The 13693-nt window shown below is 72.3% G+C and carries 13 protein-coding genes and 1 riboswitch; of the genes, 10 read left to right on the top strand and 3 right to left on the bottom strand.

What is annotated here, in order from left to right; genetic code table 11:
* Positions 1-109 precede the first annotated feature (109 nt).
* On the top strand, positions 110-730 hold the full coding sequence (locus tag OG758_RS32805) for a TetR family transcriptional regulator (RefSeq protein ID WP_326713227.1): 621 nt from the start codon (positions 110-112) through the stop codon (positions 728-730).
* Positions 731-1029: 299 nt separating this feature from the next.
* Here OG758_RS32805 and OG758_RS32800 read toward each other — a convergent pair whose 3' ends face one another.
* Positions 1030-1263, bottom strand: coding sequence for a ferredoxin (locus tag OG758_RS32800; RefSeq protein WP_326713226.1), 234 nt, complete (start codon positions 1261-1263; stop codon positions 1030-1032).
* Positions 1263-2744, bottom strand: a complete 1482-nt coding sequence (locus OG758_RS32795) for an aldehyde dehydrogenase (protein WP_326713225.1) — start codon at positions 2742-2744, stop codon at positions 1263-1265. Before OG758_RS32795 ends, OG758_RS32800 begins: the two co-directional genes overlap by 1 nt.
* Before the next feature lie 191 nt (positions 2745-2935).
* Between OG758_RS32795 and OG758_RS32790 the strand changes: the two genes are divergently transcribed.
* From OG758_RS32790 to OG758_RS32750, 9 genes are all read left to right on the top strand, one after another.
* A complete protein-coding gene (locus OG758_RS32790) occupies positions 2936-3976 on the top strand; it encodes an MBL fold metallo-hydrolase (protein WP_326713224.1) in 1041 nt (346 codons plus the stop codon).
* Between the two features lie 155 nt (positions 3977-4131).
* The gene (locus OG758_RS32785; RefSeq protein WP_326713223.1) at positions 4132-4395 is read left to right on the top strand and encodes a hypothetical protein; all 264 of its coding nucleotides are present in this window, start codon (positions 4132-4134) and stop codon (positions 4393-4395) included.
* A 12-nt stretch (positions 4396-4407) separates the two neighbouring features.
* A complete protein-coding gene (locus tag OG758_RS32780; protein WP_326713222.1) occupies positions 4408-5604 on the top strand; it encodes an SPFH domain-containing protein in 1197 nt (398 codons plus the stop codon).
* 136 nt (positions 5605-5740) lie between these two features.
* A riboswitch (cobalamin riboswitch) is annotated at positions 5741-5825 on the top strand.
* Positions 5826-5946: 121 nt separating this feature from the next.
* Positions 5947-7176 carry a prenyltransferase/squalene oxidase repeat-containing protein gene (locus tag OG758_RS32775; RefSeq protein ID WP_326713221.1) on the top strand — a complete coding sequence of 410 codons (1230 nt, stop codon included), beginning with the start codon at positions 5947-5949 and terminating at the stop codon, positions 7174-7176.
* Entirely contained in the window at positions 7173-7850 is a 678-nt protein-coding gene (locus tag OG758_RS32770; protein WP_326713220.1) for an SCO2322 family protein, read from the top strand. Before OG758_RS32775 ends, OG758_RS32770 begins: the two co-directional genes overlap by 4 nt.
* 22 nt (positions 7851-7872) lie before the next feature.
* A complete protein-coding gene (locus tag OG758_RS32765) occupies positions 7873-9075 on the top strand; it encodes an energy-coupling factor transporter transmembrane component T (RefSeq protein ID WP_326713219.1) in 1203 nt (400 codons plus the stop codon).
* Positions 9072-10760, top strand: coding sequence for an ABC transporter ATP-binding protein (locus OG758_RS32760; protein WP_326713218.1), 1689 nt, complete (start codon positions 9072-9074; stop codon positions 10758-10760). The genes OG758_RS32765 and OG758_RS32760 overlap by 4 nt, the downstream gene beginning before the upstream one ends.
* Positions 10757-11602, top strand: coding sequence for an ECF transporter S component (locus OG758_RS32755; RefSeq protein WP_326713217.1), 846 nt, complete (start codon positions 10757-10759; stop codon positions 11600-11602). The genes OG758_RS32760 and OG758_RS32755 overlap by 4 nt, the downstream gene beginning before the upstream one ends.
* 330 nt (positions 11603-11932) lie before the next feature.
* On the top strand, positions 11933-12340 hold the full coding sequence (locus tag OG758_RS32750) for a transglycosylase SLT domain-containing protein (protein ID WP_326713216.1): 408 nt from the start codon (positions 11933-11935) through the stop codon (positions 12338-12340).
* A gap of 100 nt (positions 12341-12440) precedes the next feature.
* Here the strand turns inward: OG758_RS32750 and OG758_RS32745 are convergent, their stop codons facing one another.
* Complete coding sequence (locus tag OG758_RS32745; protein WP_326713215.1) at positions 12441-13610, bottom strand: steroid 3-ketoacyl-CoA thiolase; 1170 nt, start codon at positions 13608-13610, stop codon at positions 12441-12443.
* Positions 13611-13693 lie beyond the last annotated feature (83 nt).

Here is a 13693-nt window from a genome sequence, read left to right as displayed (position 1 = left end):
TGCAACGCTCGGATCAGGTGATTCGCGCCACGACGGGCCCCGGCTGCCCTGCCATGATGAGCCTCTCGAAAGCACCGGATTACGGCTTGACAGCCACGGAACGGGACACATGACAGCGGAAGCGAAGACAGCACATCCGGCGTCGCCGCCCCTCACCGAGCGCCAGGAGGCGCGCCGCCGCCGCATCCTGCACGCGAGCGCCCAGCTGGCCAGCCGCGGCGGCTTCGACGCGGTGCAGATGCGCGAGGTCGCCGAGTCCTCGCAGGTCGCTCTCGGCACGCTGTACCGGTACTTCCCGTCCAAGGTGCATCTCCTCGTGGCCACGATGCAGGACCAGCTCCAGCACATGCACGCGACGGTCCGCAAGCGCCCGCCCTCGTCCGACCTGCCCTCGGAGCGGGTCGCGGAGACCCTGATGCGGGCCTTCCGCGCGCTCCAGCGCGAGCCGCACCTCGCCGACGCGATGGTGCGCGCCCTCACCTTCGCCGACCGGAGCGTGAGCCCCGAGGTCGACCAGGTCTCGCGGCAGACGACGGCGATCATCCTGGACGCGATGGAGCTGGACGACCCGACCCCGCAGCAGCTCTCCGCGGTCCGCGTCATCGAGCACACCTGGCACTCGGCGCTCATCACCTGGCTGTCGGGGCGCGCGTCGATCGCACAGGTGAAGATAGACATCGAGACGGTGTGCCGGCTGATCGACCTCACGACGCCGGACGCCCAGAAGTAGGCGGCACCACGGCGGGCCCCGGGGCGCGAGCGGCACCGGGGCCCGGAAGAGGGCACGGAAAAGACCTACGAGACGGGTTCCCTGCGCCGGCATGGTCCGGATCAGGTGTTAGGGGTCGCCTTCCGGCTCTGCTACTGCCTTCCGGCCTCTCAGCCCTACCGTCGACGTCGGCCATGTCGGATGCCGTTTGCATCACGCCACAGTCGGCTACTCCGGTCGGACTCCCTCACTCGCCTCATAGGCCAATACCAGGATAGACCGCATGTGTCGTGATGCAACCCACCAAAGGGGACTTTTCTTCAGTCTTCTGGCGGGAAGACCGGCTCCCCGCTGCCCAGCAGCGTGATCATGACGGCTTCCACGGGGCAGCCCTCCGCCGCCGCCAGGACCTTCTCGTTGGCGTCGGCCTCCGCCTCGACCGGCCGGGACTGCATGCCGGAGTCGAGGCGGAAGGCGTCCGGAGCGTGGTGGATGCACTGGGCCGAGCCGATGCAGACACCCCGGTCGACCTCTACGTGCCAGCGGTCCCCCATCACGCCTCCCAGCCGGCCGGCAGGTGGATCATCTTGTGCTCCAGGTAGGCGCCGTACCCCTCGGGCCCGAACTCCCGGCCGAGACCGGAGTTCTTGTAGCCGCCGAACGGGCCGAGCATGTCGAGGCTGAAGGTGTTCACGCTGTACGTGCCGGTGCGCACCTGCCGCGCGACGTCGATGCCGTGCGCGACGTCGGCCGTCCACACGCTGCCGCTGAGCCCGTAGTCGGAGTCGTTGGCGATCTTCAGCGCCTCGGCCTCGTCGCCGTACGGGAGCAGACAGATGACCGGACCGAAGATCTCCTCGCGGGCGATGCGCATCGAGTTGTCGACGCCGCCGAAGAGGGTCGGCTCCACGTACCAGCCGCGGTCGAGCCCGGCGGGACGGCCGCCGCCGGTGAGGATCTTGGCGCCTTCCTCCTGGCCGATGCGGATGTAGTCGAGGGAGCGGCGCTGCTGGCGCTCGGCGACCAGCGGGCCGACCTGGGTCGCCGGGTCGAGCGGATCGCCGACGACGAGCGCGGCCGCCGCCTCCGTGAGGGCTCCGGCGAACTCGTCGTAGCGCGAGCGGGGCAGGAGGATGCGGGTCTGGGCGACGCAGGCCTGGCCGTTGTTCATCCAGGCGGACTGGACGAGGCCGGGGACGGTCGTCGCGAGGTCCGCGTCCGGCAGGACGACGGCCGCGGACTTGCCGCCGAGTTCGAGGGTGACGTGGGTGAGGTTGCGCGAGGCGACCTCCATGACGCGCCGGCCCGCGGCCACGGATCCGGTGAAGGAGACCTTGTCGACGCCGGGGTGCCCGACGAGGTACTCGCTGACCTCGCGGTCCGCGGGAAGGATGGACAGGACCCCGTCCGGCAGCCCCGCCTCCTTCGCGATCTCGCCGAGCAGATACGCGTCGAGCGGCGATTCCGGCGACGGCTTGAGGACGACGGTGCAGCCGGCGAGCAGCGCGGGCGCCAGCTTGGCCGCGGCCACGAACTGCGGGACGTTCCAAGGGACCACGGCCGCCACGACGCCGACCGGCTCGCGCCGCACCAGGATCTTCCCGAGCGCGCCGTCGCGCGTCTCCTCGTGACGGAAGTTCTTCGCGACGGTGATCGCGGAGTCCCACACCATCATCGCGCCGAGGGCCTGCGCGAGGACGCTCCATGAGTACGGGGAGCCGTTCTCCGAGGAGATGAGGCGGGCGATCTCCTCGTGCCGTACGGCGATCGCGTCCTTGATCCGGGTGACGACCGCGATCCGCTCGTCGAGCGGGAGTCGCGGCCAGGGACCCTCGTCGAACGCCCTGCGGGCGGCGGCGACCGCGCGGTCGACATCGGCGGGCGCGGCGTGCGGCACGCGCCCGAAGACCTCGCCGGTGTGCGGGGAGATCACCTCGATGACATCCGTGCCGGACGGCTGCGTCAACTCCCCGCCGATGTAGAGCTGTCCGTGCTCCACGAACTCGTGCTCAAGCCGTTCCTCATGCCCGGTCATGACCGACCGCCTCTCGCGGGACGTTTTCTGACACTGCATCAGAACCTATGGAAACTGATACCAGTTCCAGTTCCAGGAGTCCACGGATCGGCGGGGCGACCGTCGCCCGACAAGTCGACCCGGGCGACCATTGGAACAAGTTCTATTACAGTGGCGGGAGTTCGAGGTCGTCGTACGAGAGGTGGGGCCCGATGACGCAGGTGACCGACCACGGTGGAGGCGTCCGGTCCCTTCGGGTGCCCATCCCCGACAACCCGCTCGGCTTCACCCTGGTCCACCTCCTCGACACCGACCGCGGGCCCGTCCTCATCGACACGGGCTGGGACGACCCCGAGTCGTGGGACGCGCTCACCGAGGGCCTCGCCGCCTGCGGCACGAGCGTCGGCGAGGTGACGGGAGTCCTGATCACCCATCACCACCCCGACCACCACGGCCTGTCGGCCAAGGTGCGCGAGGCGTCCGGTGCCTGGATCGCCATGCACGAGGCGGACGTCTCCGTCGTGCGCCGCACCCGCGAGAACCCGCCGGAGCGCTGGTACGCGTTCATGGCCGCCAAGCTCGCCGCGGCCGGCGCCCCCGAGGAGCACATGGCGCCGCTGATCGCCGCCCGCGACTCGGGCAGGGCCCGCAGCCTCCCGGGCCTCGCCCCCGCGCTCCCCGACCGCACCATCACCCCCGGCGACCTGCTCGACCTGCCGGGCCGCCGCCTGCGCGCGATCTGGACGCCCGGCCACACCCCGGGCCATGTCTGCCTGCACCTGGAGGAGGACCATCCAGCAGGGCTCGCGGGCAACGGCCGTCTCTTCTCCGGCGACCACCTGCTCCCCGGGATCACCCCGCACATCGGCCTCTACGAGGACCCGGACGACGCCACGGTCACGGATCCGCTCGGCGACTACCTCGACTCGCTGGAGCGCGTCGGCCGCCTGGCCCCCGCCGAGGTGCTCCCGGCCCACCAGCACACCTTCACCGACGCCCCCGCCCGCGTCCGGGAGCTGCTCGACCACCACGAGGAGCGCCTCACCGGCCTACTCACCCTGCTCGCCCCCGCCCCGCTCACCCCCTGGCAGCTCGCCGAGCGGATGGAGTGGAACCGGCCCTGGGAACAGATCCCCTACGGCTCGCGCACCATCGCGGTCTCGGAGGCCGAGGCGCACTTGCGCCGACTGGTGAAGCTGGGCCGCGCGGAGGCCGTCGCCGGGAGCGACCCGGTAACTTATGCGCCGGTCTGACCTACGCACTTGACCTGAGCTTTGCCGGCGTTGCGCGATCTTTACCGGGTGTACGAAACAGCCTGCCCGGCGGGCCTTCCGCCGCATGGTCCGCGGGTGGCAACAGGCGTAATGTCTGGCATCTCAGAACTGGACCGACAAGGGGGCGGCCACCGATGGCGCCGGACGAGGCCGTGGTCGGCTGTACGGGGAAGCTGGTCATCGCCACGCGCGGAGCCGAGGGCCCGGGCGAGGTACTGGTGCGGGTGCGGGGCGGCAGCGAGACGTTTCTCGCGTGGTCCGACGAACCCCTGAAGCGCGGGGCGACGGTCCTGGTGATCGAGTCCCGCGGCACCCGGCAGGTCGTCGTCATGGCCTGGAGCGATCCGTCGCTCGACGAATGGGCCGACGGCTCCGGCGACACGGGGGACACCCGCTAAGGAGACTGAAGGATGTTCGGATATCGCGTTCCCGCTCCCGATGAGGCGATGCTGATCTCGGGTGGCAGGCGGGGACTTGGGGGAGCGCCGTTCCGGGTCGTGACGGGCCACGGAAAATTCGTCCTGCCCATCTTCCGCAAGACCCGCTTTCTGTCGTTGGCCATGTCCGAGGCCGAGGTCGTCGAGAAGTGCGTGACCCGGCAGGGCATCGGCCTGACCGTGCGCGCCGTCATCGCCTTCAAGGTCGGCAACGACACGGAGTCCATCGTCAACGCCGGCCAGCGGTTCCTGTCCGACCAGGATCAGATGTCGGTCCTGACCGGCCGGATCTTCGCCGGTCACCTGCGCTCCATCATCGGCTCGATGACGGTCGAGGAGATCGTCACGGAGCGGCAGAAGCTCGCCGCCGAGGTGCTCGACACCTCGAAGGCCGAGATGGCGAAGATCGGGCTGATCGTGGACTCGCTCCAGATCCAGTCCATCGACGACGGGAACACCGGCTACATCGACGCGATGTCCGCCCCGCACAAGGCGGCCATCCAGCGGCAGGCCCAGATCGCGCAGGCGCAGGCCACCCAGGCCTCGACCCAGGCGCAGCAGGAGGCCCAGCGCAACCAGGCCGAGTACGCGCGGCAGACCGCCGTCGTCCAGGCCGAGTACAAGGCCGAGGTGGACCGCGCGCAGGCGGCGGCCGCCCAGGCGGGGCCGCTGGCCCAGGCGCACGCCGAGCAGGAGGTCCTCGCGGCGCGCACCGAACTGGCCGAGCGGGCCGCCGAACTGCGCCAGCAGCAGCTGGTGGCCGAGGTCGTGAAGCCCGCGGAGGCGGACGCCGAGCGGATCCGCGTGATGGCCATCGCCGAGGCCGAGCGGATGAAGATCCAGGCCGCCGCCGCGGCGTCGTACGACCGGGTCGCACTCGACCGGATGCTGATCGACCAGCTGCCGCAGATCGTGAAGGAGGCGGCCGGCGGCCTCAAGGGCGCCAACGTGAACGTGCTCAACGGCGCGGACGGCCTCGGTGAGATCGCGGCCGGACTCGTCGGCCAGGGGCTGACCATCCTGGACTCGGTCCGCCGCAACCTGGGCGCACCGGACGGCGACGCCAAGAAGAGCGGCGGCGAGATGGAGATCCAGCGGTACCTGGGGGCGGCGTCGAGCCCGGTGGACGGCCGCGACGGCGGCGACGACGGGCCGGTCGACATCCGCTGAGCCCTGCCGCCGCCGGCGGGCGCACCCGTCCCGGAGGGCCGGGGCAGGCTTCGGTCCGCCCCGGCCCTTCGGGCACCCCGGGGGAGGCCACCTACGGGCCGGTACAGTGGGCGGGTCGTCATCATGCGCGCACGGGGGGAAGCCGGTGCGAATCCGGCGCTGACCCCGCAACCGTGAACCACGTAGGTGGTGAGCCGGACTGCCCCGTGCGGCGCGTGACCGGCTCGTGTCATCGGCCCCCGCCGGTGGCCGGCACCGTCGAGGCATACGGAGCCGGAGCCGCCCGGTGCCCGCGTGTGCCGTGCCGCCCGGCTCCCCGCAGGGAGAGGCACCCGCCCCACCATGAACATTCGCCGCAGCGCCGCGCTCGTGGCGGCCACCGCCGTCATCGGCATGGCCACCGCCCCGGCCGCCCTCGCGGACGACTCCGCGCCCTCCGCGTCCCCTTCGGTGGCGATCCCCTCCGGGCTCTACGGGAAGGCCGACCCGACGTACGACGGTGTCTGGCGGCAGTCGATCGCGCTGGTCGCGCAGGACACCGTCGGTGTGAAGCCCGCCGACAAGGCCGTGGACTGGCTGACCGGGCAGCAGTGCACGAACGGCGGGTTCGCCGCCTTCCGCGCCGAGCCGGGCAAGGAGTGCGACAAGAAGACGCTCGTCGACAGCAACAGCACGGCCGCCGCGGTGCAGGCCCTCGTCGCGGTCGGCGGCCGCGAGGGCGAGGTCACCCGCGGCGTGGACTGGCTGAAGAAGGCGCAGAACGGCGACGGCGGCTGGGGCTACAACGTCGGCATGGACAGCGACGCCAATTCGACCGCCGTCGTGATCGGCGCGCTCGTCGCGGCCGGTGAGAAGCCCGCCGACGTGAAGTCGGGCCGCGGCAAGACCGGCCAGGACGCCTTGGCCGCGCTCGCGCTCCCCTGCTCGGGCGCCAAGGACGGCGGCGCGCTCGCCTATCAGCCCGACAAGAAGGGCAAGCTGGCCGCCAACGCGGACGCCACCGCGGCCGGCGTGCTCGGCGCGCTCGGGACCGGCATGGCGCCCGGCAAGGGCAAGGCCCCGGACAGCTACGTCTGCAAGGACGGCAGGACGGCCGGGGACCTCGCGCACAACGCCGCTGTCTACCTCCAGGGCCAGCTCAGCACCCGCCTGTACCTGAAGGCCGTCACCCCGGGCAGCACCAAGTCGCAGCCCGACTACGGCAACACCGCCGACGCGGTCACCTCGATCGCGGCCGCCGAGGGCGTCAAGTACACGAAGGACCCGTACGCCTGGCTGGAGAAGAACGCCGGGGACTGGGCCGAGCAGTCCGGTCCGGCCGCCTACGCCCAGCTGATCTTCGCCGCGCACGCGACGGGCAACGACCCGCGTGACTTCGGCGGCACGGACCTGGTCAAGGCCCTGAACGCGACGGGCCCCGCGCCGTCCTCCACGAAGGCCGCCACGGCCGACGAGAAGAAGAAGGACGACGGCGACGGCGGCATCAGCGTCTGGTACGTCGTCGCCGTCGCGGCCGTCGCCGGCATCGGCATCGGCTTCCTGTTCAGCGGCCGCAAGAAGCAGCAGCTGTGACCACGTACCGCCGCCGAAGCCTGGCCGTTCTCATATCGGGCGTGCTGTGTGCGCTCGTCGCGGGGGCGGGCCAGGCGCAGGCCACCGGTTACCGCTACTGGTCGTTCTGGGACCGCGACGGCTCCGCGTGGGTGTACGCCTCGCAGGGCCCGTCGACGGCCCGCCCGTCGGACGGCGACGTACAGGGGTTCCGGTTCTCCGTGAGCGAGGACTCGCAGGACTCGGCGAAGCCGCGCGGAACCGCGTCCTTCGACTCCATCTGCGCGGCCACTCCGGCGCGGGGCGGCGAGAAGCGGGTCGCGCTCGTCATCGACTTCGGCACGGCGCAGGACGCGCCGTCCGGTGAGGCGCCGCCGAAGCCGCGTACGGCGTGCGCGCGCGTCGCGGACGACGCGACCAGCGCGGAGGCGCTCGCCGCCGTCGCCAAGCCGCTGCGCTACAACAACCAGGCGCTGCTGTGCTCCATCGCCGGCTACCCGAAGACGGGCTGCGGCGAGCAGGTGTCCTCTTCCGAGGGCACCGAATCCCAGGGCACCGAGTCCAAGGACACCGAGAAGGACGGCGCGGCAGCGTCCGACGGCGGTGGCCCCTCCGTCGGCCTGATCGCGGGCGGCGCCGCCGTCGTCGTGCTCGGCGCGGCCGCGGTCTGGCAGACCCGCCGCCGGCGCGGCTGACGGACACGGACACGACGACACGATGAGCAGCACCGGCGCAGGTTCCCCGCACCCCGCCCCGCGTCCGCGCCTCGCGCGTGACCCGGGGACGGGGCCGTCCGCGCGCCGTCGTCCCCTCGCCGCGCCCCGGGCCCACCGCTCGAACGCGCTGCATCCCGGCGCCTGGTGGTTCTGGGCGCTGGGGCTCGGCACGGCAGCGTCACGGACGACGAATCCGCTGCTGCTCGCGCTGCTCATCGGGGTGTCCGGGTATGTGGTGGCCGCGCGACGCACGTCGGCGCCGTGGGCGCGCTCGTACGGGGCGTTCATGAAGCTGGGGCTCGCGGTGATCGGGATCCGGCTGCTGTTCGCGGTGTTCCTCGGGTCGCCGATCCCGGGCACACACCTGCTCCTCACGCTGCCCGAGGTGCCGCTGCCCGGATGGGCGCAGGGGGTGCGGATCGGGGGCCGGGTCACGGTCGAGGGCCTGGTGTTCGCGCTGTACGACGGCCTCAAGCTGGCCGCGCTGCTGATCTGTGTGGGCGCGGCGAACGCCCTCGCGAGCCCGGCCCGCCTCCTCAAGTCCTTGCCGGGCGCGCTGTACGAGGCCGGGGTCGCCGTCGTCGTCGCGATGACGTTCGCGCCGAACCTGATCGCCGACGTACGGCGGCTGCGGGCCGCACGCAGGCTGCGCGGCCGGCCCGACAAGGGGCTGCGGGGCCTGGCGCAGGTCGGTCTGCCGGTCCTTGAGGGCGCCCTCGAGCGGTCGGTGGCGCTGGCCGCCGCGATGGACGCGCGCGGGTACGGGCGTACGGCCGAGGTCCCGGCCGCCGTTAGCCGGGTCACCGCGGTGCTGACGCTGGGCGGTCTGGTCGGGGTGTGCGCGGGGACGTACGGGCTGCTGACCGCGGACGGCGCGCGGTACGGGCTGCCCGTGCTGCTCGCCGGGGTGGCGGCCGCGCTCGGCGGGCTCTGGCTCGGCGGGCGCCGCTCGATCCGCACCCGGTACCGGCCCGACGTGTGGGGCGTGCGGGCGTGGCTCGTCGCCGCGTCGGGGGCGGCCGTCGCCGCCGTGATGATCCGGACCGGTTCCTACGATCCCTCGGCCCTGGCGCCCGGCGTCGTGCCGCTGGCCGCGCCGACGCTGCCGCTGTGGCCCGCGGCCGGGGTGCTGCTCGGACTGGTTCCCGCATTCGTGGCGCCCGCTCCGCCGCTCGCCGAAACACCCTCGAAGGAGGCTTCATGATCCGGTTCGAGGACGTCTCGGTGACGTACGACGGGGCCGCGACACCCACGGTCTGCAACATCGAACTCGACGTGCCCGAGGGCGAGTTGGTGCTGCTCGTGGGGCCGTCCGGCGTCGGCAAGTCGACGCTGCTCGGTGCGGTGAGCGGTCTCGTGCCGCACTTCACCGGGGGCACGCTGAGCGGGCGCGTCACGGTCGCGGGGCGCGACACCCGTACGCACAAGCCGCGCGAACTCGCCGACGTGGTGGGCACGGTGGGGCAGGACCCGCTCTCCCACTTCGTCACCGACACGGTCGAGGACGAGCTCGCGTACGGCATGGAGTCGCTCGGACTCGCGCCCGACGTGATGCGGCGCCGCGTCGAGGAGACCCTCGACCTGCTGGGCCTCGCCGACCTGCGCGAGCGTCCCATCGCGACGCTGTCCGGCGGGCAGCAGCAGCGCGTCGCCATCGGCTCCGTACTCACCCCGCACCCGCGGGTCCTGGTCCTCGACGAGCCGACGTCCGCGCTCGACCCGGCCGCCGCGGAGGAGGTCCTCGCGGTGCTGCAGCGCCTCGTGCACGACCTCGGCACGACGGTCCTGATGGCCGAGCACCGGCTTGAGCGAGTCGTGCAGTACGCGGACCAGGTCGCGCTCCTCGCAGGGCCCGGTGCACCCCTGCTGCTCGGCGCCCCCGCCGAGATCATGGCCGTGTCGCCGGTGTTCCCGCCGGTCGTGGACCTGGGCCGCCTCGCGGGCTGGTCACCGCTGCCACTGACGGTGCGGGACGCGCGGCGCGGGTCCGGGGAGTTGCGGGAGCGCCTGGCGGGGCACGAGCCGCGCCAGCCTCATGAGCAGCCGCAGACCGCCGCCTCCCCCGCCTCCCGCCGATCGCTGCTGCGTTCCGGCAGGCAGCCCGAGGTGCCCGCCGTCGCCGAGGTCGCGGGGCTCGCGGTGCGGCGGGGGCGTGTCGAGGCGCTGCGTCACGTCGACCTCTCGGTCGGACCCGGTGAGATCGTCGCCCTGATGGGCCGCAACGGCGCCGGGAAGTCCACCCTCCTGTCCACCCTGGTCGGCCTGGTCCGCCCGTCGTCCGGCACGGCCCTGGTGGGCGGCGCGGTCCCGCACCGCACGGGCCCGCGCGAGCTGATCCGCCGCGTCGGCCTGGTCCCGCAGGAACCGCGTGACCTCCTGTACGCGGACACGGTGGCCGCCGAGTGCGCGGCCGCCGACCACGACGCGGGCGCGGATCCGGGCACCTGCCGCGATCTGGTCTCGCGGCTCCTGCCCGGCATCGCGGACGACACCCACCCCCGGGACCTCTCGGAGGGCCAGCGCCTCACCCTCGCCCTGGCGATCGTGCTGACGGCCCGCCCCCCGCTGCTTCTGCTCGACGAGCCGACACGCGGCCTCGACTACGCGGCGAAGGCCCGCCTTGTCACGGTCCTGCGCGGTCTCGCGGCCGACGGGCACGCCGTCGTCCTGGCCACGCACGACGTGGAACTGGCCGCCGAGCTGTCCCACCGCGTCGCCGTCCTCGCCGACGGCGAGATCGTGGCGAACGGGCCCACCCCCGAGGTGGTCGTGGCCTCCCCCGCCTTCTCCCCCCAGGTCGCCAAGGTGCTGGCCCCGGGCAAGTGGCTCACGGTGGCGCAGGTCCGCGAGGCCCTCGAGTCCGCGGGCCTCGCGGAGGACGGGGCATGAGGACCGCACCCGAGACCCGGCGACCCGACCGCCAGGTCCGCGCCGTACGCCTCGGCCCCCGCTCCGTGGTGGCCCTGCTCCTCGTCAGCGCCATAGGGGTGGCCGCCTTCGGGTGGCCACTGCTCGCGGGCCCTTCGTCGCAGGTCAGCGCGCATGCGCAGGACGCGCCCTGGCTGTTCGCGGGGCTGCTCGTCCTGCTGGTGGGCGTGGTGGCGGCCGCCGTGTCCGAGGGCGGGGTCGGGCCCAAGGCGGTGGCGATGCTCGGGGTCCTTGCCGCGACGGGCGCGGCGCTGCGGCCGATCGGGGCGGGGACCGCCGGGATCGAGCCGATGTTCTTCCTGATGGTGCTGAGCGGGCGCGTCCTAGGGCCCGGCTTCGGGTTCGTTCTGGGGTCCGTGACCATGTTCGCGTCCGCGCTGCTCACCGGCGGGGTCGGTCCGTGGATGCCGTTCCAGATGCTGTCGATGGGCTGGTTCACGATGGGCGCGGGCCTGCTCCCCGGCCCGGACCGATTGCGCGGTCGCGCCGAGGTGCTGACGCTGGCGGCGTACGGGTTCCTGGCCGCGTTCGCGTACGGCACCGTCATGAACCTGGCCGGCTGGCCGTTCCTGGACTCGCTGTCGTCGAGCGTCGCGTTCCAGGCGGGCGCCCCGCTGCACGAGAACCTGGTCCGCTTCCTCGCCTACTGCCTGGCCACGTCGCTGGGCTGGGACCTGGGCCGGGCGGCCCTGACCGTCGTCCTCACCGTCACCGCCGGCCCGGCGCTCCTGAGGGCGCTGCGGCGGGCCACGCGCCGGGCCGCGTTCGAGGCCCCCGTCACCTTCGAGGGCACCGAGCCGTAGGGCTTCACGCGCGCTGCGTCACCGGGACGTGCCCGCGCGGTGAAGCACCCCACATGACCCAGGTCACCTACGAGGTGTGGCCGTAGATGCGATCGCCTGACGCGTCCCCACCAAAACACCCTCTGACCTGGCCCATGAGAGCCAGGTCACGTGAGGTACATTTCCCTCATATGCGACCTCAACTAGTAAAAGGGGCGATTGCGGCGAGGGTGCGAGCCTGATTCTCTGGAGGAGTCGCAAGGCGCCGACGGCCCCCGCCAGGGCCCCGGCGCCTCTGTACGCCGCAGGGCGTGCGAAGCGGCCCCCTGTCCCCCACGGAAGGTTCACGCTTTGTCCGTCACCATCCTCCGCCGCATCGCCGCCCCGAAGAAGGCCCTCGCCGGTGTCGCCCTGGCCGCCGCCACCGCCGGCATGGTCATGGCCGCCGCCCCGGCGTCGAACGCCGCCGCCACCTCTTCGCCGAAGACGATCGCCCAGCAGAAGATGAGCGCCGCACAGTTCGCGTGCTTCGACAAGATCGTGTCCCACGAGAGCGGCTGGAACCCCCACGCGACGAACGCGTCGTCCGGCGCCTACGGACTGGTCCAGGCCCTGCCCGCCAACAAGATGGCCTCGGCCGGCGGCGACTGGAAGTCGAACCCCGAGACCCAGATCAAGTGGGGCCTCAACTACATGAACGAGCGCTACGGCAGCCCCTGTGACGCCTGGAGCCACTGGCAGTCCGCCGGCTCGTACTGAGCCCGGCCGGCCCACAGCCGACCCGAGAAGGCGGCATCCTCCCCCCGTGGGAGGGTGCCGCCTTCGTCATGCGTTCCGGCCCGCCCGGCGCGGACCCCCGCTACAGCCGCTGGATGATCGTGCCCGTCGCCACCGCGCCGCCCGCGCACATCGTGATGAGCGCGAACTCCTTGTCCCGGCGCTCCAGTTCGTGCAGGGCGGTGGTGATGAGCCGGGCGCCGGTGGCGCCGACGGGGTGGCCGAGGGCGATGGCCCCGCCGTTCACGTTGACCTTCTCGAGGTCCTGCTCGAAGACCTGCGCCCAGCTGAGCACGACGGACGCGAACGCCTCGTTGATCTCGACGAGGTCGATGTCCTTGAGTGACATGCCCGCCTTGCCGAGCACGGCGCGGGTGGCGTCGATCGGCCCGTCCAGATGGAAGTGAGGGTCGGCGCCGACGAGCGCCTGGGCGACGATCCGGGCGCGCGGCTTGAGCTTCAGGGCGCGCGCCATCCGCTTGGACGCCCACATGATCGCCGAGGCGCCGTCGGATATCTGCGAGGAGTTCCCCGCGGTGTGCACGGCGGTCGGCATGACCGGCTTGAGGCCGCCGAGCCCCTCCATGGTCGTGTCGCGCAGGCCCTCGTCCCGGTCCACGAGCCGCCACATACCCTGCCCGGCGGCCTGCTCGTCCTCGTTCGTGGGCACCTGCACGGCGAACGTCTCGCGTTTGAAGCGCTCCTCGGCCCAGGCGGCAGCGGCACGCTCCTGCGAGATGAGGCCGAGCGAGTCGACGTTCTCGCGGGTCAGTCCGCGGTGGCGCGCGATGCGCTCGGCGGCCTCGAACTGGTTGGGCAGGTCGACGTTCCACTCCTCGGGGAACGGCTTGCCGGGCCCGTGCTTGGAGCCGGAGCCGAGCGGCACCCGCGACATCGCCTCGACCCCGCAGCTGATGCCGATGTCGATGACACCGGCGGCGATCATGTTGGCGGTCATGTGCGCGGCCTGCTGCGAGGAGCCGCACTGACAGTCGACGGTCGTCGCCGCCGTCTCGTAGGGCAGGCCCATGGTGAGCCAGGCCGTGCGCGCCGGATTCATGGACTGTTCGCCCGCGTGGGTCACCGTGCCGCCCACGATCTGCTCGACACAGTCGGCGTGAATGCCGGTCCTGCCGAGCAGTTCCCGGTACGTCTCGCCGAGGAGATACGCGGGATGAAGATTGGCGAGCGCGCCTCCGCGCTTGCCGATGGGCGTACGTACGGCTTCGACGATGACGGGTTCCGCGGCCATGAGCTCGTCCTCTCCATACATTCCCGGACCGAACCAGAAGACGTAAGAACTAGAACGCGTACCAGTTCTCTGTGCAGTCTCGA

Origin of the sequence: Streptomyces sp. NBC_01474 (assembly GCF_035918215.1) — a bacterium.
GTDB lineage: Bacteria > Actinomycetota > Actinomycetes > Streptomycetales > Streptomycetaceae > Streptomyces > Streptomyces aureus.
Note: the sequence above shows the minus strand (reverse complement) of the source record. Positions and strands in the feature narration are given on the sequence as shown.